The sequence below is a fragment of the Streptomyces sp. AM 4-1-1 genome (assembly GCF_029167625.1).
Lineage (GTDB): Bacteria > Actinomycetota > Actinomycetes > Streptomycetales > Streptomycetaceae > Streptomyces.
The window spans coordinates 7,023,137-7,048,018 of sequence record NZ_CP119145.1 but is presented as its reverse complement, the minus strand read 5'-3'; the positions used below and the strand labels follow the sequence as shown (position 1 = coordinate 7,048,018).

At 67.4% G+C, this 24,882-nt stretch carries 21 protein-coding genes, 1 pseudogene and 4 CRISPR repeat arrays; of the genes and pseudogenes, 8 read left to right on the top strand and 14 right to left on the bottom strand.

Going from position 1 to position 24,882, the window contains the following annotated elements; translation table 11 throughout:
* The first annotated feature begins 48 nt into the window (after positions 1-48).
* Positions 49-195 (top strand): hypothetical protein, encoded by a 147-nt coding sequence (locus tag PZB75_RS29985; protein ID WP_275538439.1) that lies wholly within the window; start codon positions 49-51, stop codon positions 193-195.
* A gap of 54 nt (positions 196-249) precedes the next feature.
* Here the strand turns inward: PZB75_RS29985 and PZB75_RS29980 are convergent, their stop codons facing one another.
* The 5 genes from PZB75_RS29980 to PZB75_RS29960 all read right to left on the bottom strand — a co-directional run bounded on the left by PZB75_RS29980 (position 250) and on the right by PZB75_RS29960 (position 3,841).
* Positions 250-411, bottom strand: a complete 162-nt coding sequence (locus PZB75_RS29980) for a hypothetical protein (RefSeq protein WP_275538438.1) — start codon at positions 409-411, stop codon at positions 250-252.
* A 596-nt stretch (positions 412-1,007) separates the two neighbouring features.
* Positions 1,008-1,754, bottom strand: coding sequence for a hypothetical protein (locus PZB75_RS29975; protein WP_275538437.1), 747 nt, complete (start codon positions 1,752-1,754; stop codon positions 1,008-1,010).
* 116 nt (positions 1,755-1,870) lie between these two features.
* Positions 1,871-2,785 (bottom strand): ABC transporter ATP-binding protein, encoded by a 915-nt coding sequence (locus PZB75_RS29970; protein WP_275538436.1) that lies wholly within the window; start codon positions 2,783-2,785, stop codon positions 1,871-1,873.
* Positions 2,786-3,019: 234 nt separating this feature from the next.
* Positions 3,020-3,295 carry a hypothetical protein gene (locus PZB75_RS29965; protein WP_275538435.1) on the bottom strand — a complete coding sequence of 92 codons (276 nt, stop codon included), beginning with the start codon at positions 3,293-3,295 and terminating at the stop codon, positions 3,020-3,022.
* Positions 3,296-3,418: 123 nt separating this feature from the next.
* Positions 3,419-3,841, bottom strand: a complete 423-nt coding sequence (locus PZB75_RS29960) for a hypothetical protein (protein ID WP_275538434.1) — start codon at positions 3,839-3,841, stop codon at positions 3,419-3,421.
* Between the two features lie 599 nt (positions 3,842-4,440).
* On the opposite strand from PZB75_RS29960, the gene istA reads away from it, so the two are divergent.
* From istA to PZB75_RS29945, 3 genes are all read left to right on the top strand, one after another.
* Positions 4,441-5,859, top strand: coding sequence for an IS21 family transposase (istA, locus tag PZB75_RS29955; protein WP_275533248.1), 1,419 nt, complete (start codon positions 4,441-4,443; stop codon positions 5,857-5,859).
* The gene (gene istB, locus PZB75_RS29950) at positions 5,856-6,626 is read left to right on the top strand and encodes an IS21-like element helper ATPase IstB (RefSeq protein ID WP_275538433.1); all 771 of its coding nucleotides are present in this window, start codon (positions 5,856-5,858) and stop codon (positions 6,624-6,626) included. Before istA ends, istB begins: the two co-directional genes overlap by 4 nt.
* Before the next feature lie 62 nt (positions 6,627-6,688).
* Positions 6,689-7,084 (top strand): DUF4240 domain-containing protein, encoded by a 396-nt coding sequence (locus PZB75_RS29945; protein WP_275538432.1) that lies wholly within the window; start codon positions 6,689-6,691, stop codon positions 7,082-7,084.
* A 230-nt stretch (positions 7,085-7,314) separates the two neighbouring features.
* Here the strand turns inward: PZB75_RS29945 and PZB75_RS29940 are convergent, their stop codons facing one another.
* From PZB75_RS29940 to PZB75_RS29900, 9 genes are all read right to left on the bottom strand, one after another.
* Positions 7,315-7,449, bottom strand: a complete 135-nt coding sequence (locus PZB75_RS29940; RefSeq protein WP_275538431.1) for a hypothetical protein — start codon at positions 7,447-7,449, stop codon at positions 7,315-7,317.
* Positions 7,450-7,546: 97 nt separating this feature from the next.
* Positions 7,547-8,709: a CRISPR direct-repeat array (repeat unit 30 nt; unit sequence GTTGTGACCCCTCGCAGGGGCGATGAGGAC).
* A 142-nt stretch (positions 8,710-8,851) separates the two neighbouring features.
* Entirely contained in the window at positions 8,852-9,115 is a 264-nt protein-coding gene (gene cas2, locus PZB75_RS29935) for a CRISPR-associated endonuclease Cas2 (protein WP_275538430.1), read from the bottom strand.
* Between the two features lie 7 nt (positions 9,116-9,122).
* Positions 9,123-10,103, bottom strand: a complete 981-nt coding sequence (gene cas1b, locus PZB75_RS29930; protein ID WP_275538429.1) for a type I-B CRISPR-associated endonuclease Cas1b — start codon at positions 10,101-10,103, stop codon at positions 9,123-9,125.
* A 1-nt stretch (position 10,104) separates the two neighbouring features.
* Positions 10,105-10,602: a CRISPR-associated protein Cas4 gene (locus PZB75_RS29925; RefSeq protein WP_275538428.1), complete on the bottom strand. Its 498-nt coding sequence runs from the start codon at positions 10,600-10,602 to the stop codon at positions 10,105-10,107.
* On the bottom strand, positions 10,599-13,025 hold the full coding sequence (gene cas3, locus PZB75_RS29920; protein WP_275538427.1) for a CRISPR-associated helicase Cas3': 2,427 nt from the start codon (positions 13,023-13,025) through the stop codon (positions 10,599-10,601). The genes PZB75_RS29925 and cas3 overlap by 4 nt, the downstream gene beginning before the upstream one ends.
* A 19-nt stretch (positions 13,026-13,044) precedes the next feature.
* Positions 13,045-13,698 (bottom strand): CRISPR-associated protein Cas5, encoded by a 654-nt coding sequence (cas5, locus tag PZB75_RS29915; protein WP_275538426.1) that lies wholly within the window; start codon positions 13,696-13,698, stop codon positions 13,045-13,047.
* Positions 13,699-13,830: 132 nt separating this feature from the next.
* Positions 13,831-14,886, bottom strand: coding sequence for a type I-B CRISPR-associated protein Cas7/Cst2/DevR (cas7i, locus tag PZB75_RS29910; protein ID WP_275538425.1), 1,056 nt, complete (start codon positions 14,884-14,886; stop codon positions 13,831-13,833).
* The gene (locus PZB75_RS29905; protein WP_275538424.1) at positions 14,883-16,310 is read right to left on the bottom strand and encodes a hypothetical protein; all 1,428 of its coding nucleotides are present in this window, start codon (positions 16,308-16,310) and stop codon (positions 14,883-14,885) included. The genes cas7i and PZB75_RS29905 overlap by 4 nt, the downstream gene beginning before the upstream one ends.
* Before the next feature lie 77 nt (positions 16,311-16,387).
* A complete protein-coding gene (locus PZB75_RS29900; RefSeq protein WP_275538423.1) occupies positions 16,388-17,131 on the bottom strand; it encodes a CRISPR-associated endoribonuclease Cas6 in 744 nt (247 codons plus the stop codon).
* A gap of 615 nt (positions 17,132-17,746) precedes the next feature.
* Positions 17,747-18,511: direct repeats of the CRISPR family, unit length 31 nt; unit sequence GGTCCTCATCGCCCCTGCGAGAGGTCACAAC.
* A gap of 47 nt (positions 18,512-18,558) precedes the next feature.
* Between PZB75_RS29900 and PZB75_RS29895 the strand changes: the two genes are divergently transcribed.
* The 4 genes and pseudogenes from PZB75_RS29895 (at position 18,559) to PZB75_RS29880 (ending at position 24,829) form a co-directional block, all read left to right on the top strand.
* Positions 18,559-19,647 carry an IS630 family transposase gene (locus PZB75_RS29895; RefSeq protein ID WP_275538422.1) on the top strand — a complete coding sequence of 363 codons (1,089 nt, stop codon included), beginning with the start codon at positions 18,559-18,561 and terminating at the stop codon, positions 19,645-19,647.
* 35 nt (positions 19,648-19,682) lie between these two features.
* Positions 19,683-20,443: a CRISPR direct-repeat array (repeat unit 30 nt; unit sequence GTCCTCATCGCCCCTGCGAGGGGTCACAAC).
* Positions 20,444-20,732: 289 nt separating this feature from the next.
* Positions 20,733-21,947, top strand: coding sequence for an IS110 family transposase (locus tag PZB75_RS29890; protein WP_275538917.1), 1,215 nt, complete (start codon positions 20,733-20,735; stop codon positions 21,945-21,947).
* A 66-nt stretch (positions 21,948-22,013) separates the two neighbouring features.
* Positions 22,014-22,295: direct repeats of the CRISPR family, unit length 30 nt; unit sequence GTCCTCATCGCCCCTGCGAGGGGTCACAAC.
* Between the two features lie 163 nt (positions 22,296-22,458).
* A pseudogene (locus tag PZB75_RS29885) lies at positions 22,459-22,914 on the top strand (DUF4158 domain-containing protein); the annotation flags it as partial.
* A gap of 772 nt (positions 22,915-23,686) precedes the next feature.
* On the top strand, positions 23,687-24,829 hold the full coding sequence (locus tag PZB75_RS29880; protein ID WP_275538421.1) for a Tn3 family transposase: 1,143 nt from the start codon (positions 23,687-23,689) through the stop codon (positions 24,827-24,829).
* The last annotated feature ends 53 nt before the right edge of the window (positions 24,830-24,882 follow it).

Sequence of the window (24,882 nt, the reverse complement as noted above, 5' to 3'; positions counted from 1 at the left end):
GCCTCACCCGGCGAAGCCGCGACCGCCGCACTCGCCTCACTGCGCACCGTGCCGGTCCAGGCCGGTGTCCTCCAGGCCGCGGCCGTCCTCCTCGACACGCTCACCCAAGACGAGGACCAGGGCCTGCGCGAGGCCGCCGCCTCCACCCGCGATCACCTGCTGACCGCACTCGGCGCCGACCCGCACACGCCCTAAACGGCCGGGCCTTCCAGCCGGACGATCGCTTCCCGCATGAGGGCACGCCCCTCCTCAGGCGCGGCCGGCCAGGCACACCACCGCGTCCAGCCCTCCCCAGGACCCCCTCAGCGCCAGATCCCCGGACGCCGCGCACACCGGACACTCCACCAGCTCGCTCACCGTCGCGGTGTCCGGCTCCCCCGCCGAAAAGACCGTCGAGTCCTCCAGCTGCACGGTTCCGCCGCATTGCCATGGCCGGGGGCCCGATCGTGGTGAGCCCGGTCCGTTCGGCGGCGAGGCGTTGCAGGGCCCGTGCGCGGGATGCGTCGCTGAGCCGGACTCGCTGCTGGGCGGCGGTTTTCGCGCGGAGTTCCTCGAGGGCCTCGCGGTAGTCCTCCGGCAGATCCGGTCGCTGCACCGGCGCGGCGGCTGTGGTCGGCTGCGGGACCGGAGTGGCGGCTGCTGTGATGGGGCTGGCCCTCACGGACGCGGGCGCCAGGACGTGCAGGACGCGGACGTTCGCGCCGGGCACCTTCTCGTTTGTCGCTGCGATCAGCTTCGGCGCGCTCCAGCGCAGCTGCGTGCCAACTGCCGGAGCGTCGGGGACGACGTCCATGCGGCTGGTGTCCGCATCGAACGCCACGCCCCGAACACGGCCGGAGAGCTCGGGCACGGCCGCGGCGAGAATGGTGTCGAAGTCAGTGAGGACACTGCCGCCGGCGACCGGGGCGACCATGCCACGCTCCGCCACCATCCGGCTGATCGCACTGCCGAGCCCGAGCGGCTCACGGCCGACACGGCGGACGACCGGTCTGTCTTCTTCTTATCGGTCAGGTCTTCTTGGGGTCTCTCCGGCAGTACGCCCACATTCCGGCCCCGGCGAAAGCCGCCGTGGACAGGCAGAAGACTGCGGCTGCGGTCGGGGCGGGCAGGTGGGAACCGATGAGTGCCTGCACGAAGGAACGGTCTTCTCCGGCATAGGCCGACACGTCGGTGAGCATTGCCCGCCCGGCCGCGAACGGAAGCCAATTACCTATGCCATCCAGCCCGGGGACGTATCCAAGAAGTGCACCTGCGATGCGTTCTCCCAGCAGGGGCCACAGGACCAGGAAGAGGACGGAGACCGTACGGCTGCGCAGCAGGGCGACGGCGGCCATGCAAAGCAGTGCCCAGCACCCCATCCAGGCCACGAAGCGGGCGGCGGGTGCCACGATCTCGTCCCATGCGGGCTGGGACGCGCCGGCCGCGGCCAGTGCGACGGCGCAGGACAGCGCGCCAAGCAGTGCGCTGGCGGCAGCGGTGCCGGTCCCGAACGCGACGCCGACCGCGCTCTTGGCGGCGTAGGCGGTGCCGCGCCCGTTCACGGTGAGCCATGTTGTCCGTGCGGCACCTGACACAAGGTCGGTCGCTACGGGTCCGGTGCCCAGGACCAACATGAAGAAGCAAAGGGCAGGGACCTGGAGGGACAGCGGAGTCCATGCGATCACGTCGGCCACTGCGGCGGGGGTGGCGGACTGCTGCTTGTCGAGGTCGAGGAGGATCGTGATGCCGGTCAGCACACTGAGGACCGTCACCACGCCTAGCAGGATCCATGTCGAGCGGAGAGCGGTGAGGTGGCGCCACTCGTACCGGCAAGCTCGGCGGAACGCTTCCGCGGGGCCGACCGGTACCGGTACCGCTATCGCGGAAGATGTCACGAGATCCTGAACTCTTCTTGGGCTACGCCGAGATAGAAGGCCTCCAGCGACGGCTTCTCTTCGTGCAGCCAGTACAGGGGCACCTGCGCTTCCAGGGCGAGCGTGCCGATCCGTATGCGGTCCAGGCCGGTCACGGTCGCGGTGTGCCCGCCGTTTGGCGTCAGGCGGCCCCCTCGCGCTGCGACCAGACGGGCAAGCTCGGTCAGGTCCGGTGCCTCCAGTGTGACGGTCCGGCGGCCTGCCGCTCGTTTGAGGATCTCTGCCATGGGCTCTGATGCCACGATGCGGCCGCGTGAGAGAACGACGACGTGATCGGCCAACTGCTCCATCTCACCTAGGAGATGGCTCGATACCAGTACGGCGCGGCCCTGTGCTGCCTGAGCGCGCAGGAAGTCCCGCAACCAGCGGATCGAGTGGGGATCGAGTCCGTTCGCGGGTTCATCGAGAACCAGCACGGGCGGGTCGCCCAGGAGTGCCTGGGCGATGCCGACGCGCTGCGCCATCCCCAGCGACAGTTCGGACAGCTTCCTGCCGGCCGCTTCGGCCAGTCCCACTGTCTCCAACAGGTCGTCCACGCGTCGGTCGGACACTGCGGATCCTGCGGCCACCATGCGCAGATGCGCGCGCAGTCGGTGACCGGAATGTCCCGCCACGCCCCCCAGAACAGCGCCTACGACGGCGCCGGGCGCACCCCACTCGTACAGGGGCCTGCCGAGGTAGCGGGTTCGTCCTTCGCCCTTCAGCAGACCCAGCATGAGCTGTATTGCTGTGGTCTTTCCCGCACCGTTCGCTCCGACGAAGCCTGTCACCTCGCCGCTGCGCAGGGTCAGCGAGACTGCTTCCAGGACGCGCACGGAGTCGAAGACCCGGCCCAGGTCCTGCGCCTCGACGAGGACTTCGCCCTTCTCCACGGTGCTTCCTTCATGGGCCCTGCGGCTGCCGGGCCGCCGCTGCTTTGGCTGAACAGTGTCCATTTTCATATCGCTTCGGGTCATGTAGGGTCTTCTTGCGTTATCGCAAGGGGGAGGAAGGCCCACAAAGGTGACCTGAACAGGCGTGGAAACCGATGGGTCCCCACGCGGACTTCTTCCCCCGATTACCATTCCGTGCCGCCGCTCGAAGCTGTGCGCACTTTCTCGCCGGCGTCAATGGCGAACAACAGTGATCAGTTGCCAGGCCCAGACGGCGTGCACCAGGATGCACATGCCCCATGCGCCAGCTCCTCGCATTCCGTGCCGGAATACGGAAACCCAGCCGACCACGATAAACAGTGCCGCCACGGCGCAAAGGATCCAGGAAATGACGAGCCACGGGGTGGAGAGCTCCGTGAGCAGGGTGATCACGGCAAGCGGTACAAGCGTCAGCAGAGGCAGAGCCCAGGTGCCCTCGGTGGCTGCGCGGGGGGACGTGGCTACGGTCATGCGGGACGCTCCGTCTTTATATTTGCGGTGTGCTGCCGACAGGCCGGGCGCGCCCGGCGGAACCAGGTACGCCCGGCCTGTCGCTACTCAGACAGAGGTCACGATGCTGCCCGTGACCCCTTGTCAGTGGAGAGCGTTGTAGATCTCCAGGAGCGTCAGCCCCGGGGAGATCGCGGCGAGAGGCGCCCGCACCCACCAGGAGAGGCCGTCGTACCACTTCTTGAAGTCGCTGTATTTCCCGGAGATGGCCTTCGCGAAGCCACCGACCTTGCTGAAGGCAGCCCTGATGGCGCTCCACTTGCTCGCCGCGACGACTTCACCGCTGGCGATCTGGTTCATCTCGGTCCGCTCGGCGGCCGAGAGACTGGCCGCGAACGGGCTCGCCAGCAGGGCGCGCGCGGCCTGCTGGGCTTCGGCCTGCTGGGTGGCCGAAACGGCCTGCGGCGCGGCCGCGGGGGCCTGCGCCTGCGCCAGGCCGGCGGTCCCGCCGAGCGCTATGGCGGCGACGGCCGAGACGGCGGCCATCCGCAGAGTATGACGCTTCATTCGTTTTCCCTCACGTCGTCGCAAGGGGAAGGAAGCCCGTAGAGCAACCCGAACAGGCGTGGAAACCGAAAGGTCCCCCCGGACTTCTATCCCCCGATTACATGGAACCTGCCATTCCTCCGGTCAAAGAAGAATGGATGTGCTGGTGCCCATAATCCTCGGCGCCGAGCACACGTGCACGCTACCTTCCGATCGATCACTTGGCCACGGTGAAAACAGTCGGTCGCGGCGCATATTCGACCCCACTCCCCGCCGACCTGCAGATGTAGCACTTGGGAAGCTCCTGCCCTTGGCTTGAACTAGACTTTGCCATGCAGATGACAGTTGCTTTCACCGTCATACCGCCCGGCCGACAACAAGAAACGACGAAACGAAAAACGTGTTCCCCCTCGGCGCGCCGCTTTCCAGCCCACGCGGATCACGTGATACTCCGCTGGGACCGGTCCGGTGTGCGTAGTCACCAACCGTCCCAGCTGTCGGCGTACAAGTGAACGTGCACCACTCCGTACGGATGAGAGTGCACCAAAGTTGATGCGGTGATGGGGTCGTGTCCGTGAGTCTGCTGTCGTCTGTTGGGCGTCGGTGGAGGGCGGCAGTCGATGGTCTTGGATCCGCATCGCTGGCTGGAGTTGAGGCGTTTTCGCGGGCTGTACGAGTCCGGTGCGATGAGCCTGCGGCAGATCACGAAGGAGACGGGGCTGAATCGCCGTACGGTCGCCAAGTACCTCGCCGGGCCGGCTCCCATCGCGCCGCCGCAGCGGGAGGCCAGTGAGAGGCAGCGGCCGCGGGCGGTGGACGAGGTTGCCCCGCTGATCGATGCGATGCTGCGGGCAGAGGTTCTGCTCAAGGGTGCGGTGATCCACGAGCGTCTGGCGGCGGAGTACGGGATCACGATCAACTACCAGCGGGTGAAGATCTACCTGCAGGAAGCCCGGCCGAGAATTGCCGGGGAACTCGGCATCAGCCCGGGTGAGCTCGTCGGTCTGCACCGCCGGTTCGAGGTGGTTCCCGGAGCTCAGGCACAGGTGGACTGGGGGGACGAGGGCAGGGTCCTCGCCCATGTCGGGATCCCGAAGGTCTACTCGTTCCACATGGTTCTGTCCTATTCCCGAGATCCCTTCTGCTGCTTCACCACGTCGTTGGACCTGGCGACGTTCTTCGACTGCCACCGGGCCGCATTCGCGCACTTCGGCGGGGTGCCGATGAGCGTCGTCTATGACCGCACCAAGACAGTCGTGCGCCGGCACGTCGCGCCGGGCGAGGCGGTTCCGTTGCATCCGGAAGCCGTGGCCTTTGCCGGGCACTACGACTTCGACATCGACGTCTTGGCTGCCTACCGGCCGCAGGGCAAGGGCCGGGTCGAACGCCAGGTGCTGATCGTCCGCGATCATGTGCTGGCCGGGCGGGCGTTCTCCTCCATCGAGGAGATGAACGCCGCCTTCACGGCCTGGGTGCCCGTCCGGCGGGCGAAGGTCCATGGCACCCACGGCGAGGTGATCGGGCACAGGGCCGTGCGCGATCACGTGGCCCTGCGGCCGCTGCCGCAGGCTCCGTATGTGGTGGCTCAGCGGCATCTGCGGCACGTCGGCAAGGACTGCCTGGTCGCGTTCGACGCAAACCTCTACTCGGTGCCCGCCCGCAAGGTCCGCCCCCGACAGCTGGTCGAGATCCGGGCCACGAAATCCCAGGTCACATTGCACTCCACCGTGCCCGGCCAGGATGGAATGACGCTTCTGGCCGTCCATCCACGAGCTGTCGGCCGCGGCGCCCGCATCGTGGACGAGAGCCACTGGAACGGCCTGCCCACCGGCACCGGCCGCCGCGTCACGAGCGGCGACGGCCCGCCCGCGCCCCGCCGTGAACAACCGCTGGGACCGGAAACAGGCCCCTTGCAAGCCCTGTTGAACCGGGCCTCCGCCGCCAGCGTCGAGGTCGGCCGCCGACCGCTTTCCGTCTATGACGAGCTGACCGGCACCCGTCCCTTCACTCCCAAGCCCCCGATGAAGGAAGTCCGTTGAGCGAGCTGACCAGCACCCGCGTCCGCGCTACGGCCGTCAAGCTCGGCCTGCCCCACCTGGCGGAGGCCGTCAGCCAGTACATCCAGCGGGCGGACGAGGCGAAGATGGGCTACCTCGACCTGATCGATCTGGTCCTGGCCGAGGAACTCGCGGTCCGTGAGGACCGGCGCTTCCGCAGTGGGCTGCGGACCTCGAAGCTGCCACACCACAAGACGCTGGAGGATTACGACTTCTCCTTCCAGCCCGACCTCGACCCGCGCAAGGTCAAAGACCTCGCGACACTGTCGTTCGTCGCGGACAAGGCCAACGCTGCCCTGCTCGGGCCACCCGGGGTCGGCAAGACACACCTCGCTGTCGCTCTGGCCGTCGCGGCCTGCCGGGCCGGCTACTCGATCTACTTCACCACCCTCGACGACATGGTCCGCCACCTCAAGACCGCCGAGGCGGCGGGCCGGTTGACCAGCAAACTCGGCAGCTACCTGCGGCCAAGCGTGCTCGTGGTCGACGAGGTCGGCTACCAGCCTCTCGAACGCGCCGAGGCGAACCTGGTCTTCCAGGTGATCTCCAAGCGCTACGAGAAGGGATCGATCATCCTGACCTCGAACAAGACCTTCAGTGAATGGGGACAGATCTTCGGCGACGAGGTCCTGGCCACCGCCATTCTCGACCGCCTCCTGCACCACTGCGAAGTCGTCGCGATCAACGGCAACAGCTACCGCCTCAAGAACCGTCTTCAAGCCCTCGAACGGGACACCGACGTCGCCTGAGCGGTGCACATAACTCTGTACTTGATGGAGCACTCACATCAGTACGGGGACACCAGCAGCAGATGCCCAAGCCCCGGCCCCCTTCTCTCGGCCCGGCGCTTGCCTGGTTGCGGGCCGATTTGTCGCGCAGGACGCAGGAGGAGATCGTTGAGTTCCAGCTGTGCCTCGACCAGCTGACTCGCCAGGCGTTCACCTGGGAGTTGGTGGCCGCGGCGGAGCGGATCTTCGGTGGTCGGTGCTCGGATGACGATTTCGACTACTTCGGCCTGTGGATGGTCGGGCTGGTAGGAGAGGTCTTCGGGCGAGCGTGCTTGACCCGGATGCCCTGGCCGATGCTCCTGAGGTTCTGGCGTTGGTGGGGAAGCCTTGGAGGCATGGGGCGAGGGCCGGCCTGGGTGGGAATTGCTGGACTATGTGCGGCCTTCGTCAGCAGCCCTCTGGGCAGATTCTCCGCATGACCAGCTCCCGCAGCGCTCCTGACCTCCCCGTCTTCCTTCCCTCCGGCTTGGCCTGGAACACCGACGCCCAGATGGTCGGCCAGATTCCGAGCGGTTCGCGGCCGTCGCGTCGTACGCCGGTGCGCCATTACGGCTTCTTGCCGGTGGCACCGTTTTTCCTCACCGCCTCACCGCCTCACCGGCCGCGAGCAGGGCCTGGCGCGCGAGATCCACGCCACTCGGCTCGGCATTCACGCGATCACCACCCCGGCCGTGTCGCCGTCCAGCGGGCGCGCGGCGAGCTGGGCAGCCGGGTCCGTCCACGGCGCGGCCGCGGCCGTCCCGGTCCCAGCGGCAGCCTGCTTGCGCAGCTGCTTCAAGCGCACCGCCAGCAGGTACTGCGCGATGCGCTCTCACGCCAAAGTCGCGTGCTCTCCGCAGTGCCTTCAGTCCGATTTTGCGGTGCCCGGCGGACTCGGTGCCGTTGTGACCCCCCGCAGGGGCGATGAGGACGAGCGCAGCGGAGCACCGGACCCCACCCCCGGCGCAGGTTGTGACTGCTCGCAGGGGCGATGAGGACATCGACCCCGACCGCGAACAGCCGGCCCTTGTCCAGGTTGTGACCCCTCGCAGGGGCGATGAGGACTCGGGCGGCTCGTCCGGCTCCTCGAAGGACAAGGCGTTGTGACCCCTCGCAGGGGCGATGAGGACCCGGAAGGACCCGCCATGACCACCGAGAACCACATCACGTTGTGACCCCTCGCAGGGGCGATGAGGACACAGCGGGGCGACGCCGCCGCCTTCGTAGCCGTCTCGTTGTGACCCCCCGCAGGGGCGATGAGGACGACGGGCGGGGAGCCGGACAGTCGTCCGGGCCCGTTGTTGTGACCCCTCGCAGGGGCGATGAGGACGGGCATCCGCGATCTACTGGGCCCCGGATCTCCCTGGTTGTGACCCCTCGCAGGGGCGATGAGGACCAGCCGAGACCGCCGCCGGCCGGGCCCAGACGGAAGGTTGTGACCCCTCGCAGGGGCGATGAGGACCTGGGCGGCTGGTGGGGCTACGTCGGCGCGGCGGTCTTGTTGTGACCCCTCGCAGGGGCGATGAGGACGGGAGCGTGTCGTCAAAACCCCACCCCCCACCACGGGTTGTGACCCCTCGCAGGGGCGATGAGGACCCGGCCTCACACCTCACAGCCCGGCCGGAGCCGCGCGTTGTGACCCCTCGCAGGGGCGATGAGGACCGGCCCGTTCGAATCCGTCCTGGGTGACCGTCATGCGTTGTGACCCCTCGCAGGGGCGATGAGGACCTCAGGCGCCACTGGCGGCACGGAGAACTCCGGGTTGTGTTGTGACCCCTCGCAGGGGCGATGAGGACCTCGGGGAGTCCGGGCGGCGCGTCCCGGTTCTTCGCGTTGTGACCCCTCGCAGGGGCGATGAGGACCGGGGTGGAACACCTTGGACAGTAGTAGCACTGTGAGTGGTTGTGACCCCTCGCAGGGGCGATGAGGACCGACCAGCCCCCGCCCGCCCCCGCGCAGCCCGCACACGTTGTGACCCCTCGCAGGGGCGATGAGGACTCCAACATCACGTCCAGGCCGACCGCCACCGCGACCGGTTGTGACCCCTCGCAGGGGCGATGAGGACCCCATGGTAAAGCCGCAGCTCAGGGCTTCCCTACTGCGTGGTCGACCGGGCGTTTTTGCAGCAGACCGCCGGTTGTGCATGCTAACCCGGTGTGGCGCTGAAAACTTGCTTTGGCTGTCAGGCCCGGGATGGTCCGGGCGGACTACAAGATATCGCTCGGAGCGGGTTCCACGGCACCCCACTCAAGTCGCTGCGGAGTGGCGCCCGGCGGGAAGGTGTAGACGAGGACGTTGTCGTAGCTGAGATCGAGCACGCTTTCGACGTTGCTCTGGAACCGGCGGAGTTGGGCGTCGCTCAGGTGGCCTTCGAAAACGCTGCGCTGGACGTGGTGGAGGTACTTGCGGCAGGTGCGCAGGATTTTGGGGTTGCGTTCGGCGAGGGTGTCGTAGACGACAACGACATACATGGTGGGACTACCACCAGATCCGGAAGGGCTTGTAGGTGGTGCCTTCCAGGCAGTGCCGGGTGAGGGCAAGGGCTTCGAGGTAGAGCAGTTCGTCGTAGGCGACGTTGCGGTTCAGGCTGCGGTGGGCGACGGTGACGGCGAATTCGTCGCGGACGGTCTGAACGACGAGCTTTCGTCCGGCGTCGCTGAGCATGGCCTGATTGGTGTCACGGTCGAAGTGGTGTTCCTTGAGCTGATTGCGTCTGCTCATGCGCAGTAGGAGGCGTTCTGCCATCAAGGGCTTGAACATCTCTGAGAGGTCCAGGACGAGCGAGTGGCGCTGGCGTTCCATGGTTCCGTGAAGGAATGCGATTCCGCTGTGGAGTGGTGTGAGCCGTACGGCGGTGAGGACTCGGGCGTAGGTGATGCCGTTGACGTAGCTGATGAAGGCATTGCCCACGTTCTTGGGTGGTCTGCGGCTGCGGCCCGCGAGTTGTAACCAGTCGGGGAGTTTTGTGTCCATGACTTCCCAGGCGGAGCGTCGGAAGGTGCCTTCCGCGCCCATGAGCTGGGCTTGGTTCGTGCTGGTTTTGACCGACGCTTGGAGTACCGCGTAGGGGCGGGTCAGGAGTTTGCGGTCGACGACTCGCCGGACGTTGAAGGCACAGGCGTCGACGATGCTGCGGGCGATCGCCAGGCCGGCTTGTGGGTCCTGTGCGGCTCTGGCTTGGGCGAGGACTGTTTCGCCTGATGTGCTGGTATCCGAGGTGAGCAAGGAGCCGGCGTAGTCGCCGTAATAGCTGAGGAGGTGGACGTTGATCCGGTGCCGGTTGAGCAAGGAGACGACGGCCGTGTTGAGGTCTGTTTCCGCGCAGGCGACGATGTCGCGCACATCCGTGACGGGGATGTGTACGTTGTCGGCGTTGTCTCGCTCGATGATCAGGGACTCGTCCTTCCGGCGGATCCGGCAGGGGCTGGTCAGCCAGTAGGTGCGCGCGGCGGCGGGCATGTCACTCCGTCCAGCAGTAGTCGGTGAAGCTGCAGCCGCGGCATGCGGTGCGGGTCAGGCGGTCGGGGGACGTGGAAGCTGTAGCGACGGCGAGGACGTCGGCGATATCGGCCAGCGCCTGATCGGCGGCTTCTGGTGTGTAGGGGTGGCGTTGGGTGCGGCGCGTTTTGGGATAGTGCAGGACGGTGCCTTGGGCGTCGATGCCGACCAGGTAGAGGCGGTGGCAGTAATGCCGACCTTGGGCTTGGTCGGCCGGGGTGGTCCGGGTGGAGGATTTGACTTCGTGGACCCAGTGCTGGCCGTCGATGAAGTCGAGTTTGGCGGCTCCGAGATCCACGGGAGTGTTGCGGGTGTACGACGTGTCGTGGACGGCTTCGCCGAGTTGCACGGTGGCGCTGAGGTGTTCGGGGCGGATGCCGCGCAGGTACAGCCATAGCTGGCGGCGGCAGTGATAGAGGTACTTGATGTGGACGCCGCCGACGTCGTCCGGTCCGATCACAGGACTTCTCCCGCCCGATAGGTTTGCCGCTTTTCGCGGTGGAGGGCCAGGAGGCCGAGGCGGGGGTCGTAGTCGGCTTGGATGACGCGTATGTGCAGGGCCTTGTCGTACTGGCTCAGCGCGGTGCCCCAGGCGGGCAGGGGGATGAGGTACTGGTCGGCGTGGAGACGTCCGGTCTTCTTGTCGGGGCCCGCTTCCAGGGCTTTCTTGTAGGCGTCATGGTCCTCGGCCAGGACGGCTTCGGTGCCGTTGAACTGTTCGTCGAAGCTCCGGGCAAGGTGGGAACGGTCGTCGAAGGGCATGCGGAAAGACAGAAACGCTTTGCGGAACTCTTCCTGGTGTTGGTTGACCTGGGTTTTCCAGCGTGCGCCCCATGGGCTTCGGTAGATTTCGTCCAGCCAGCCGGTGATGGTCCGTTCGTTGATTGTCTGGCCGTCGTGCTGGCTCAGGATGGACCAGCCGAGCTGGGTAGGCTCGGCCTCATACACCCCGTCAGCCCTCAGTTCGGCTCCGCTGCCATGCCGGGTGGTGTAGGCGGGCTGGTGAACGATGACGGGTGCGGGTGTGAGGGTGCCGAGGCGGTTGACCCGGCCGAAGCGCTGGATGAGGGCCTCCAGGTCCGCAGCCGAGGTGTGGCAGACGTCCAGGTCGAGATCGAGGGAGACTTCCAGTGCCTGGGTGCCGACCAGCAGGCCCGGACGCCGGGGGCCGGCGGTCGAGAAGCGCCGCAGGATGCCGGTTTCGGTGGCGGTGCGGTCCATGCGGCGGTAACGCGAGTGCAGAAGATAGGCGGAGTCTTCGCCGTACAGGTCGACACAGAACGGCCGCAGATCTTCGTAGAGCGTGATCGCGTCCCGGACATTGTTGGCTACCACCAGCACCGAGCGTCCTTCGGCGAGATGATCACGGATCTCGTCGCGGGAGGACTCATCGGTGAGGTGGGCCTGGCGGGTATGGAGCCGGTGGCGTACGGGCGCGGGTGAGTCGGCGGGTGCTTCGACCAGCTGGACCTGGTTGTCCAGCGTGACTGTCACCAGCTCGGCCAGCGCGGTGGGCAGGGTTGCGGACATCACCGCGATACGACCGCCCAGGTCGTGCCAGAGCCGCAGCATGGCCAGGATCATGCCGAGGCGGCGGGTGTCGTAGGCGTGCAGCTCGTCCAGGACGAAGACGGAGTTGGCGCTGTCGGTCAGGATTCCGGAGTGCACCGGTCCTGCGAGCGCACCCCGCAGGAGCTGGTAGGGGGTGCCGACGCGCACCAGTTCGCGGAAGTTCTTCGTCGCTTCGGCGCGAGAGTGTGCCTTGGCCGCCGCGCCCGCCGCGTTGACCGGGGTGTTGTCGTGCCCGGTGGTGTCGGGGCAGCCGTCGTCGAGTGAGCGGGCGAGATGGTAGGAGGCCGCTTTGGAGTGGGCGACACCGATCTCCTCGGGCGCTTGCAGCTCACGACCGAGCCGTTCGGCCATGGCGTTGATGCTGGCCAGGTAGGGCAGGAGGTAGAAGACGCGGGGGTTGGCGGCGTTGAGCCGCGCCAGGTCTTCGGTCTGGGTGAGGGCCCACAGCAGGACTGCCTCGGTTTTTCCGCTGCCGGTCCAGGAGCGCAGCAGCAGGTGTCCGCGAGTCGTGGCGGCTTTTTCCTGCTGGGGGCGGAGCTTGTGGCCCTGATGGACGAGTCTGGTGGTCAGGCGGGCCGGATAGCTCGAGTTCAGTGGGTGCCGGGTGAGCAAGGGCGAGTGTGCCGAGGACAGGTGGTCGGCCATGGTGACCGCTCCCATCAGCAGGACGGCTGTCAGTCCGTCGGGATCGTCGGGTGAGAGCGGTGACTCCCAGCGGTCCATGAGTTCCTGCAGCAGCTGATGGGCGGCGCCGGTCAGTTCGTGCAGTCCGGCCTGGGGAAGCACTGGGATGACCGGCAGGCCGGATTGGTTGGCGGTGGTGTGCAGCCATTCCACGAGACCGTTCAGGCGGTCTTCATCGGCCGGGGTGAATCTGGCGGCGAACTCCTCGGGCAGATCAGTGCCGTACTGATGGAACACCGGCAGCTTGCGGGGGACTTCGAGACCGCAGGTGAAGGCGCGGTGGTGGGCTGCCACCGCGGTGGCGATCCACCGGCGCTGTCCGTCAGGCAGGTCCGGCAGGAGCAGGCCGACAAATCCCAGAGACAGGACCTCGTGGCGCTCACCCCATGCGGTGGGGCTTTGGCGGGTATTGCCGATCATGCGCTGGAAGCCTTCGGGGAGCTTTCCCGCGTCGTGCAGCAGACAGGCCAGGGCCGCCCAGGTCCAGAAACCGGACGGCATACCCGGGATACTGCCGATCCGCTCACGGATCCGAAGCAGCGCTTGCAGTGTGTGCAGCAAGTGGCTGGTCAGTAGCTCGCCAGGCTGTCCATGGGCACTGGAGCTCTTGGCGCGTAACTCGTTCACAGGCAGCGTTCCGGGTGTCTCAGGCGACGGGTGTCATGACAGCGGGGTGAACGGGCGGGAGCAGAACCACGGCCTGGCCGTGCGCAGTCGCCAGGCCGGAAGCAATACGAGTACGGGAACCGGCCGGTGCGTACCGGTAGCCGCCCCACTGAGAACGCGTGCGGTCCAGAGAAACAGCGGTCGTCAGACGCATCCGGGTGCCGAGCGCGTCGGGCATGTCCTCAGGAACAATGGCGTGGCCCTGAGCCCCTCCGGTTTCAGCCAGTTCGACACGCCGCGCGCGGACAGTGGCCAGGTCCTGGCTGCGGCCGAGCCGAAGCGGCCAGAGGGGGCGGCGCATCGATCGTTCCCACAGATCGAGATCTTCGGTGAGCCACACGGTGAGTGTGGTGAGGGCGAGGAATTCGCGGTCTTTGACAGTGGTCCTGGTGGTCGTGCCGGGACCGCCGAGGGGGTGATAGGTCTCCACGTCGGTCCCGGACCCGGCGGCGTGGAAGGCCATGGCAAACCGGGTCCGGTGCGGTACGCGGTCCCATCCGCCAGCCGACGCGGCGAGCAACCCGCCGACGGTGGAAGGCGGCGGACACGGCAGTGCCACCTGCAGTCCGGCGTAGAGCGGATTACGGAAGCTGACGACCGGCGCGGTGGCGGTCACTTCCAGAGCAGGGGTCATGGTTCGCTTCCTCGCTGGAGAATGGCGGAGGCTGCCCGCCGGGACAGGCCGGGCCCCTCGAAGGGGCGATGACTCGCTGAGGCGCCGCGGGAACCCCGCGGCGCGTCCGCGATGCGGTACGAGGTGCCGGTGCTACGCGGCGGGGTCCTCGAACCAGCCGTCGTGGGTGCCCGCCGCGATCTCCTCGGCGAGAGCATTCAGGACGCTCCGCGGATGCCCCAGAATCAGCTTCTCGTCCTTGACGAGATCGGCGAGATCGCTGCGGGCCCGGTCACGCTGGCCTCCCAGGAAGCCCGGAGCCCATCCGATACGTACCGGCCCGTCGAGCTCGTCGGACCACGCCTCCAACTCCTCGCGCAGCGTGTCCGCGTCGAAATACGTCTTGCGCTCACGTTCGCGCACCACCCGGGTAAACGGATTGGTCCCACCCAGCACCGGCGCAAGAATGACCAGGCCAGGCGTCCGGTCACCATAATGCGCGGACTGCTTGGCACCCCCCTTGACGACCGCCATCGTCCGCAGGAGCACCGCGACCCGCCGACGCCGCTCCGCCAGGGGCAGTCCGACACAGTCCACCCCACGCAAGGTGGTCCGACTACCGCCACTCTCGACCACGGCAGCTGCCACCTCGGCCGGCAGAGCGGGCTTGGCCGTCTTGCCACCCGTCTCGAAGACACCCACCCTCGGCAGATCCAGCAACAGATCACCGGCAAGGTCAGCGGTGTACATCTCATGCTCATGAATGACCGGGTGGGCGCCCGGCTCCATGCCACGGCTCATCGTGCCGAAATCCATAACGGGTTCGCTCGGCACCACAGCGACCAGCGTGCCGGTCGCCAGAACGGTGTCACGCATGAACGTCCTGGACTCACCCTTCTTCGCACCGTCCTGATCCGCCTTGACCGCGATCATGTAACCGAAAAGATCATCATCCAGATACAGATCCGGACGCCCCCCGGTGTACGCCTGCTGCTTCTTCCCCTCCCCGCTCCGCACCACCGGCGACGTCGCCTCACCGGCCGGCAGGCTGTCACGCAGCCACCGCCTGCTCGCTTGCGCGGACACATACGGGTACACGTCACGCCCCGCCCGGAACTGCTTGACCATGCCCCGGTTGTCCTCCCCACGCCCGTTGTTCGGAGCCCCGGCCTTCACTTCCAGCACGCTCTGCCCCACCAGGAACGTCATCGCTCCACCTCTTCCTCGTTGTCGGCGCTCACCGCATCGGTCAGCTCGTCCTTGATCTCCTGAAGCTCACTCTGTGACCCCTTCGGCTGCCAGCCATCGTTCGCCAGTGCCTCCAGCACCGCGAACACCAGCAGCCGCCGCCAGGACCACGCACGCTCCCCCTCGAACAACAGCCGGTAATCCCGCACGGGCAGCAACACCGCCGCTGTCCCCTCCGGCCGCGGAAGCAGCAGCCACTCCACCCCCCGGGAACGGAACCAGCCGGGCAGATTCCCGCCTTTGGAATTCGCCCGGATGAAGTCCCGGAACGGTCCGGGACGGCTGTCCTGCCCCAGCAGCGCGGCGAGACGCCGAGCCAGCTCCTCGATCCGTTCGACGTCCTTGTCGTCCATGGTCAGCACCTCACGGCAGTAGGAATACACAAGCGGAGCCAGCACCGGCGTCTGTGCTGGGACGGGCGCCGTCGCGGAGATCTGCGTAAGCAGGTGACCGACGACAAAGTCCAGGACCTGCGCCGGGCGGGCGAAGACCCGTTTCGCCAGGAAGGACTCCCCCGGCACCTGTTTCGCGGCCTGCGACGCCACCAGCAACGGGTACCCCGTGCGGTGTTCAGGACGGCGCTGGGTGGACCGAAGCCACTCCGCGACAGGCTGGTCCAGCTCCTGAGCCACCAGAAACTGTTCTTTGTTCCCATTCGACAGCACGAGCAGTTCCACACCGGAGGCGATCCGGTAGCCATACGCGCGGACAGCGGACAACACCGCCGCCTCCCGCGCGTACGGAATGGGCTTCGCCTTCTTGGCCGGCACCCCCGCAACGGCGGCCCGGCGGCTCCGATCCACCGCGGCACTCGTCACAGCGGCCAGAAAATCGTCGTCCCACGAATGGATGGCCGCCGCCCGCCCACCCGAAAGTGACGCCCCGTACGGGAACGCCCACAGACTCACCACGCACGGATAACACAAAGGCGTCCCCTGATGGCCCGGCGCGGTGGTGTTGCGATGCTCGACGCTCGCACCGAGCGGGATATCAACCTTCCCGAACCATCCGCACGCCGCACGCCCGCAGTACGCACACGGCGCGTCCGGCCAACGGTCCTCATCAGGCAGGCTCCGCCAGCCACGGACCAGCCTCTCGCGCTCCTCAGGGGCCTGCCTGGCCCGTGCCGTCGGATTGATCTTGGAGTTAGGCCACAGCATGTAACTTGCACCCAGCCAGAACCCACCCGGATCAGAAGCCTTGGCAACGCCCGCCGTGGCCACCAGATCACGGGTCATCTCATCCGTGACCTTCGCGAACGTCACACCCGTCACCGCCTCCGGATGCCCGACCTCCGCAAGCGCGGCGAGCGCGAACGCTCCGACACGCTGCAAAGGACTCGCTGTCAACACCACCGAAGACTGCGCATCCAGCACGTCAGCCATCTCCGTCCCTGTCCTTTCCCCTCACACCCGCACATCGGCCCACCGGTAAACGACCGCAGCCAAAAACCCGGCAACGGTCAGACACCGATCCACCCCATGCCCGCACTGTTGGCCTGGCCCACACCCCAGGAAGCGACCGCGGACAAAGTCTCCGGCGCACCCGACACCACGACCTCCACACAAGCGCCCGGCTTCTTCCCACCCGCGCCACCCGCACCCGCCACCATGAAAGACCGCTTGGGCCCGACCCAGCTCACCTCCTCCAACGTCACATCCGCGTCCAGCCCCAGCGTCTCCGCCTTGCGCCGCAGATTGCCCTGCACGTAGACATCCCACTCCGGCTCACCCGGCAGACACCACGCCTGCCGCCGCACACGCGCCCCAGACTCATCCCGCCCCGACACCTTCATCACCACAGGCGTCACAGTCCGGAACACCGCCCGCCCCGACGCAAACACCGGATCCTCCACAACCTCGATCCCATCAACGATGAACGCGGTCGAACCCCACGCCAGCACCGGCACAGACGCCAACGCGGCAGCCCACCCCTCCACCACCCCCGGCAACGGACTCCCCAGCTCCACCACCCCCGGACCACCCGCCGCATACGCGCCCCGCCGCCGCCGCGCCGCAGGAAAGACCGGCGCGCTGTAACCGAACGGCACCATCCCGTACGGTCCCCAACCCGACACATGGAGCATCTTCCCCAGCTCTGGAGCACCCCGCTCCAGCAACGCATACGACAACGCCCGGCCCGGAGCCAGAACCTCCTCCCAACGCAACTCACGAGCACCTGTATGAAAGGTCAACCGCAGCCGCACGACACCGCCCCTTCAAGTAGTTCATGCCCTTTGACCAGCACCTTGATGACGTCAGCAGGGCGTTGTCAGTGGTCGCTGCGAGAGTGGGCCCCTCGCACGGACATCGACGAGGAGCCACACGCTAGAGCACAGAAGAGCAACCCAATGCTCTCTTTGCGATAACTGGGCCACGACGCTTCAGATAGTGCATACTGCCCAGCCCTCTCGACTACGCTGACGCAGAAACACCCCCCACGCCTGCGAACCAAGGCGCAGAGGGGTTGCAACTGGCCGAGTTACCGCAAAGACCACAACTCTTCCGGAACCAGGTCTCATCGCCCCTACGAGGGGCACTACCCACACGACACCCGACCACCGGCGCCCCTACAGCCAGCCCCTCAAAAACCCCGCGCAGGAACAGGCCCGGGTTCAGCCGCCCCGCCCCCACCAACGCCATATCCACATAACAGCGTCGAAGTAACGCACTCCGGGCGATACGCTGCAAGCAACAGCCCCAGCCCCGCATCCGGCAACTTTTCAGCGCCACGCCGGAGCGGCGCGCACGACCGGAGGCCTGCTGCAAAATGACTCAGCCAACAGCACGGGAAGGCTACTCTGAGCTGCGGCTTTACCCTGGGTCCTCATCGCCCCTGCGAGAGGTCACAACCCGACCTCCCGCCCGGAGGCGGACAAGGGGGCGGGGTCCTCATCGCCCCTGCGAGAGGTCACAACATGACGCTGCGGTGGGCCGAGCGGCGGAGTTTGCGGGGTCCTCATCGCCCCTGCGAGAGGTCACAACTCGGCGCGAGCTCACCGGAGGCCGCGGCTTCGGCGAGGGTCCTCATCGCCCCTGCGAGAGGTCACAACTGCGCGAGGGGCCGCCTGCTCCTGGACGCGCGGGCCGGTCCTCATCGCCCCTGCGAGAGGTCACAACGTGTTGGGTGCGGGCCCGGCCGGGCGCAGCGTGGAGGTCCTCATCGCCCCTGCGAGAGGTCACAACCCCGCATCCGCGAGGGCATCGCCACAGGTCAGTACCGGTCCTCATCGCCCCTGCGAGAGGTCACAACTACGAGAAGCCGGTGGACTGGGACGACGCGACCACGTGGTCCTCATCGCCCCTGCGAGAGGTCACAACGAGGACCGGGCCCGGGCCCGGGAGATGGAGCAGACGTCCTCATCGCCCCTGCGAGAGGTCACAACCCACAGGTCAGTACCGCTATGGCGCCCGGCTGCCCAGGTCCTCATCGCCCCTGCGAGGGGTCACAACGTGAGCCCACCCGCGACGACCAGGCGCACCACCTGCTGGTCCTCATCGCCCCTGCGAGGGGTCACAACTAGCGGGTGCGGGCGGCGATGAACTCGGCGTCGGTGGGGTCCTCATCGCCCCTGCGAGGGGTCACACCTAGTGTCCTGAGTCGTTAGTTCGCGTGCGGTTGTAGAGTGTGGCGATGCCTGGTCCGAAGCCGTTGTCGTTGGAGCTGTCCGATCACGAACGCAGGGTCCTGCGGGGCTGGTTGCGCAAGCAGACTGCGTCGCAGGCACTGGTTCTGTGGTCGAGGATCGTGCTGGCGTGCGCGGAGGACCGGTCGAACGCCCAGGTCGCGGACGACCTGGGTGTCTCGCGGGAGACGGTGCGTAAGTGGCGGTCCCGGTTCGTCGCGGACCGGCTGGAGGGCCTGGCGGGCCGGCCGCGTTCGGGTGCACCGCGGAAGATCACGGACGAGCAGGTCGAAGCCATGGTCGCCAGGACGCTCGGCCAGAGCCCACCAACAGGCGATTCGCACTGGTCGACACGTTCGATGGCCCAGGCGCAGGGCATGTCGCAGTCGGCCGTCTCGCGGATCTGGCGGGCCTTCGGCCTCAAGCCCCACATCGTGGAGACGTGGAAGCTGTCGACCGATCCGCAGTTCGTGACCAAGGTCCGTGACGTGGTGGGCATTTACCTGTCGCCGCCGGAGAACGCGCTGGTCCTGGCGGTGGACGAGAAGTCGCAGATCCAGGCCCTGGACCGAACCCAGCCCGTCCTGCCGATGGCACCGGCCACGCCGGCGAAGATGACCCACGACTACGTCCGGCACGGCACGACCAGCCTGTTCGCCGCCCTCGACATCGCCTCCGGATCAGTCATCGCCCAGCACTACCGCCGCCACCGCCACCAGGAGTTCCTCCGCTTCCTGAAGGTCATCGACGCCGCCGTCCCCAAGGACCTCGAACTTCACCTGGTCCTGGACAACTACGCCACCCACAAGACCGAACCGGTCAAGAAGTGGCTGCTGCGGCATCCCCGCTTCCACCTGCACTTCACCCCCACCTCGGCGTCCTGGCTCAACCTCGTCGAGCGCTGGTTCGCCGAGCTGACCTCCCGCAAACTCCGCCGCTCGGCCCACCGCAGCGTCATCGAACTCGAACGCGACATCCGCCGCTGGATCAACGAGTGGAACAAGAACCCCAAGCCGTTCGTCTGGACGAAGACCGCCGACGACATCCTCGACACACTCGCCGCATACTGCACACGAATTAACGACTCAGGACACTAGCGGGTGCGGGCGGCGATGAACTCGGCGTCGGTGGGGTCCTCATCGCCCCTGCGAGGGGTCACAACGCGTACTTCGAGCGGACCTGTCCGCCGCCGACCGTCGGGTCCTCATCGCCCCTGCGAGGGGTCACAACATGCGCTGGACCCTCTGCCCGAAGGTCTCCGACCACGGGTCCTCATCGCCCCTGCGAGGGGTCACAACGCGGCGGCCTGGGCCATCCTGCGCAGCCATGGCCGCGGTCCTCATCGCCCCTGCGAGGGGTCACAACGTGAACCCTGCGGCCTCATAGTGCTGGGCCCGGGAGTCCTCATCGCCCCTGCGAGGGGTCACAACATGCCCCACCGCAGGCCCCAGGACTCAATCAGCAGGTCCTCATCGCCCCTGCGAGGGGTCACAACCGGACATCAAGGCCGCCGTCCAGGACGCCCCTGCCCGTGTCCTCATCGCCCCTGCGAGGGGTCACAACACGAGAGGCGGCACGGTAGACACACCGATCCGCAGGTCCTCATCGCCCCTGCGAGGGGTCACAACAGGACGCGGGACAGGTGGTCGCGGCCGTCGAGAAGGGTCCTCATCGCCCCTGCGAGGGGTCACAACATGATCGCGGAATGTGTGAGAGGGCACCGGTTGGGTGTCCTCATCGCCCCTGCGAGGGGTCACAACTGATCACGTGGTGACCCCGCCAGGGGTGTCTGATGACGTCCTCATCGCCCCTGCGAGGGGTCACAACGTAGCGGGTGACCTTCCCGCCCTTGGTGGCGTGAGCGTCCTCATCGCCCCTGCGAGGGGTCACAACGAGGGTGGCGTCATGGGTGACGCCACCCCGTTATGTTTTTCGCGGTCCTGCAACGGGGCCGCTGGCCTCCGGGCCCGGTATGACTGTGTCCCCCTGTCGAAGGCATGACCTGGGGGGTGGTGTCGCCGGGCCCGGGGGTGTTCGTCGGAGACGCTGATCAGAGGTCCGGCCACCGTCCGGTCCGGCGCAATGCCGGGCAGTTCGCGGGCGGCAGGTCTGCATAACGTGGATGCGCGAGCACGACACCCGAGCCGAGGCCGGCACCGTCAACACCCCCGGGAAGGGTGCGATGTTCGAGATCGAAGACGTGGGCGTGTTCCTCGGCCTGGACGTCGGCAAGTCCGCTCACCACGGTCACGGACTCACCCCGGCCGGCAAGAAGGTATTCGACAAGCCGCTGCCCAACAGCGAACCGAAACTGCGGGCCGTCTTCGACAAACTTGCCGCGAAGTTCGGCACCGTCCTGGTCATCGTGGACCAGCCCGCCTCCATCGGTGCCCTCCCGCTGACCGTCGCCCGGCACGCGGGCTGCAAGGTCGCCTACCTGCCCGGCCTCGCGATGCGCCGGATCGCCGACCTCTATCCCGGCGAGGCCAAGACCGACGCCAAGGACGCCGCGGTGATCGCGGACGCCGCCCGCACCATGCCGCACACCCTGCGCTCGCTGGAACTGACCGACGAGATCACCGCCGAGCTCACCGTCCTCGTCGGCTTCGACCAGGACCTCGCCGCCGAGGCCACCCGCACCTCCAACCGGATACGCGGCCTGCTCACCCAGTTCCACCCCTCCCTGGAACGCGTCCTCGGCCCGCGTCTGGACCACCAGGCTGTCACCTGGCTGCTGGAGCGTTACGGCTCCCCGTCCGCCCTGCGCAAAGCCGGCCGCCGCAGGCTCGTCGAACTGATCCGGCCCAAGGCCCCACGCATGGCCCAGCGGCTGATCGACGAGGTCTTCGACGCGCTCGACGAGCAAACCGTTGTGGTCCCGGGCGCCGGCACCCTCGACATCGTCATCCCCTCTCTCGCCGCGTCCCTGGCCGCCGTCCACACCCAACGCCGGGCCCTGGAAGCCCAGATCAACACCCTGCTGGAGGCACACCCTCTTTCCCAGGTCCTGACCTCGATGCCCGGCGTCGGCGTCAGGACCGCAGCCGTCCTGCTGACCACCGTCGGCGACGGCACCAGCTTCCCCACCGCCGCCCACCTCGCCTCCTACGCGGGCCTGGCCCCGACCACGAAGTCGTCGGGAACCTCGATCCACGGCGAACACGCACCCCGGGGCGGAAACCGGCAGCTGAAGCGGGCCATGTTCCTGTCCGCCTTCGCCTGCATGAACGCCGACCCCGCCTCCCGGACCTACTACGACAAGCAACGCGCCCGCGGAAAGACCCACACCCAAGCCCTCCTCCGCCTCGCCCGCCAACGCATCAGCGTCCTGTTCGCCATGCTCCGCGACGGAACCTTCTACGAGTCCCGAACCCCCACCGTCACCCTCGCCGCATAAACGAGACCAACACCCCTAAAACCGACAGCGCGGGATTGACGAACGACATAGAGGCACCCCCCCGCTGTCCTCATCGCCCCTGCGAGGGGTCACAACATGCGCTGGGGGCTGATGCCCTGGTGGCGGATGGCAAGTCCTCATCGCCCCTGCGAGGGGTCACAACACCAGTGGGTAATGGTGAATACTTCCCGGGTCACGCGGGTCCTCATCGCCCCTGCGAGGGGTCACAACGTGTACGGGGTGGTGTTCGCCGTACCGAAGGACGCCGTCCTCATCGTCCCTGCGAGGGGTCACAACATCAGCTTCTTCGTGCTGCCGTCCGAGGCGGCCCCTGCGAGGGGTCACAACGGCAGCGGTACGGGTACGGCGAGGAGGCGATGGCCGGGCCCTCATCGCCCCTGCGAGGGGGTAGCGCCGAGGTAAGCCCAAAAGCCGCCAGTTGTTGATCTTGGGGTTCGGTCCGAGGGTGCCCGTCACCCGTTCGGCCAAAGGTCGTTGGTGCTGATACTGACTGATCTCTGGGCCTGGGGCGGGACTTGCGACCTCGATCGAGCGGACCGCGTACCCGCGGTTCAAGCGGCTGATCACCGCGCATGAGCTGCATCTCTTCTTCGCGCCGACGCGGGAGGAGGCTGCGTGGGCCGCTGAGCGGATGGACTCCGACGGCCATCAGCTCGCGCTGTTGCTGGCGCTGAAGTCGTATCAGCGGATGGGCCGGTTCCCGAAGCCGGACGAGTATCCGGAGATGGTGGTCGACTTCGTCCGCCGTACGGTCGAGCTGCCGGAGGGCACGCTCCCGTTGCACGAGACGGGCCGCACTGCTGAGCGGCAGCGTACGGAGGTGCGCCAGCGGTTGGGGACGAAGTACCAGCAGTCCCAGGCACGGCAGATCGCTGAGGCGGCGATCCGTAAGGAGGCCGCGTCGAAGAACCGCCCCGCCGACCTGATCAATATCGCGCTGGAGAAGGTGGTAGCGGCCGGGCTGGAACTGCCGGCGTTCTCCACCTTCGACACGATGACCTCCACGATCCGCACAGAGGTGAACGCCTCGATCTGCTGCGGCATCCACGACCGGATGAGCCTCGCCGAGCAGGCGGGGATGCTGCGGCTGATGGAGGAGCGCGACAGCGACGGCACCACGCAGTTCAACCGGCTGAAGCAGACTGCCCAGGGCCCGAGCTGGTCGCACTTCAAGCGCCTGTTCACGCACCTGGAGTGGCTGGACGAGCTTGGCGACACCACGGTGTGGGTGGACGGCGTCGCGGCGCCGAAGGTCACTGACTTCGCCGGGGAAGCGGATGCGGCGGACGCCTCCGAACTGCGGGACTACGCGGCAATCAAGCGGATCGCGCTGCTGGCCTGCCTCGCCCACAAGGCACGGATGCGGGTGCGGGACGATCTGGCGACGATGTTCTGCAAGCGGGTCGCTATGAAGATCAAGAAGGCCAAGGAGGAGCTGGAGGAGATCCGGCTCGCCGAGCGGGAAATCGTCGAGGCCCTGATCGGGAACTACCGCACCGTGCTCAAGAACCTCGACGACGGTGGCCCCGCCCAGGAGGCGTTGGCGAAGGCCGCGGCGATGACCGCCGAGGCCGTGAAGGCTCTGGACGGGCTGGACGAGGCGGCGCCGGTGGAGGAGGTCGCCCGGCGCCTGGGCGGGGAGGTCTCCCCGGCCGTGCTCGCTCTGGCGAAGGCCCAGTTGGTGCAGGCCGGGGGGCCTGGGGGCGGTCACCAAGGCGGTGGAGGGCTTCGGCGGGTTCGCGGGGCAGTACGAGCAGATCGAGAAGGTCTCCGCGCATCACGGCAACTTCTGGGAGGTGCTGCTGTACGGGCAGCTTGGCCGGGACCGGTCGGTGATGTTCGACCTGGGGGAGAAGCTGGAGTTCACCACCACGTCCGAGGACGGGCGGGTGCTGGCTGCGCTCGCGCACGCGATGCGCAACGAGAGCGCCCGTGGCGAGTACATCAGCGCGCTCGGCGAGAACGGCAAGACCGTCGACATTTCCTTCGCCACGCAGAACTGGCGCAAAGCCGTGCTCGACAAGACGCGGCCGGGCCGGTTCGTCCGCAAGCACTTCGAGGCGATGGTCTTCACCCACCTCGCCGAGGAGCTGCGCACCGGGGACGTCGCGGTGGTCGGCTCGGAGGAGTACGCCGACTGGTCCGAGCAGCTGCTCGCGTGGGAGGACATCCAGGAGAAGCTGGCCGACTGCCTGGTGGAGGTCGGACTGTGCGAGGAGGGCGAGGCCGGTACTTTCGACGCGGCGTCCTTCCGCCGGCAGCCGGAGGACAAGCTGCGCGGCGCCGCGGCGGCGGCGGATGCCGGGTATCCGGACAACGAGGGCCTGGTCATCGACCCGGAGACCGGCATCCCGTCGCTGAAGCCGCACCGTTCCGAGGGGCAGCGGCCCTCGGCGAAGCGCTTGGAGCAGGAGGTCAAGGCCCGGATGTCGGAGCGCACGCTGATGGGGATCGTGGCCCGTACCGCGTACTGGGTGGAGTGGTGGCGCCGTTTCGGCCCGCCCTCGGGAAACGACCCGAAGCTGAAGGACCCGTTCGGCCGGTACGTGCTCACCACGTTCGTCAAGGGCACCAACATGGGCCCGTACGAGGCGGCCAAGCATATCCCCGGGGTGTCCGGGCACGAGCTGTCGTACGTGGCCAACCGGCACTTCTCCATCGCGCTGCTCAACGAGGCCGTCGCCGACCTGGTCAACGCGCATGCCCGCCTGGACATCTCCCAGGCGTGGGGCGGCGGTACCGCCGTGGCGGCGGACGGCACCCACATGGACACCTACCTCAACAACCTGCTCGCCGAGACGAGCGTGCGGTACGGAACTGGAGTAGGAGCGGGTTCCCCGGAGCTCTCCCTCGCCGCGTAGCCGCATCTCAGCAGGCCAACGACCACCTGCAGCCCGACCTCCAGCAATGCAGG

Excerpts from the sequence above, each read along its gene's own strand:
- PZB75_RS29965 (WP_275538435.1), bottom strand. The coding sequence starts at position 3,295 with ATGACCGTAGCCACGTCCCCCCGCGCAGCCACCGAGGGCACCTGGGCT.
- PZB75_RS29960 (WP_275538434.1), bottom strand. The coding sequence starts at position 3,841 with ATGAAGCGTCATACTCTGCGGATGGCCGCCGTCTCGGCCGTCGCCGCC.
- istA (WP_275533248.1), top strand. The coding sequence starts at position 4,441 with ATGGTCTTGGATCCGCATCGCTGGCTGGAGTTGAGGCGTTTTCGCGGG.
- PZB75_RS29945 (WP_275538432.1), top strand. The coding sequence starts at position 6,689 with ATGCCCAAGCCCCGGCCCCCTTCTCTCGGCCCGGCGCTTGCCTGGTTG.
- cas2 (WP_275538430.1), bottom strand. The coding sequence starts at position 9,115 with ATGTATGTCGTTGTCGTCTACGACACCCTCGCCGAACGCAACCCCAAA.
- cas1b (WP_275538429.1), bottom strand. The coding sequence starts at position 10,103 with ATGCCCGCCGCCGCGCGCACCTACTGGCTGACCAGCCCCTGCCGGATC.
- cas5 (WP_275538426.1), bottom strand. The coding sequence starts at position 13,698 with ATGACCCCTGCTCTGGAAGTGACCGCCACCGCGCCGGTCGTCAGCTTC.
- cas7i (WP_275538425.1), bottom strand. The coding sequence starts at position 14,886 with ATGACGTTCCTGGTGGGGCAGAGCGTGCTGGAAGTGAAGGCCGGGGCT.
- PZB75_RS29905 (WP_275538424.1), bottom strand. The coding sequence starts at position 16,310 with ATGGCTGACGTGCTGGATGCGCAGTCTTCGGTGGTGTTGACAGCGAGT.
- PZB75_RS29895 (WP_275538422.1), top strand. The coding sequence starts at position 18,559 with ATGCCTGGTCCGAAGCCGTTGTCGTTGGAGCTGTCCGATCACGAACGC.
- PZB75_RS29890 (WP_275538917.1), top strand. The coding sequence starts at position 20,733 with ATGTTCGAGATCGAAGACGTGGGCGTGTTCCTCGGCCTGGACGTCGGC.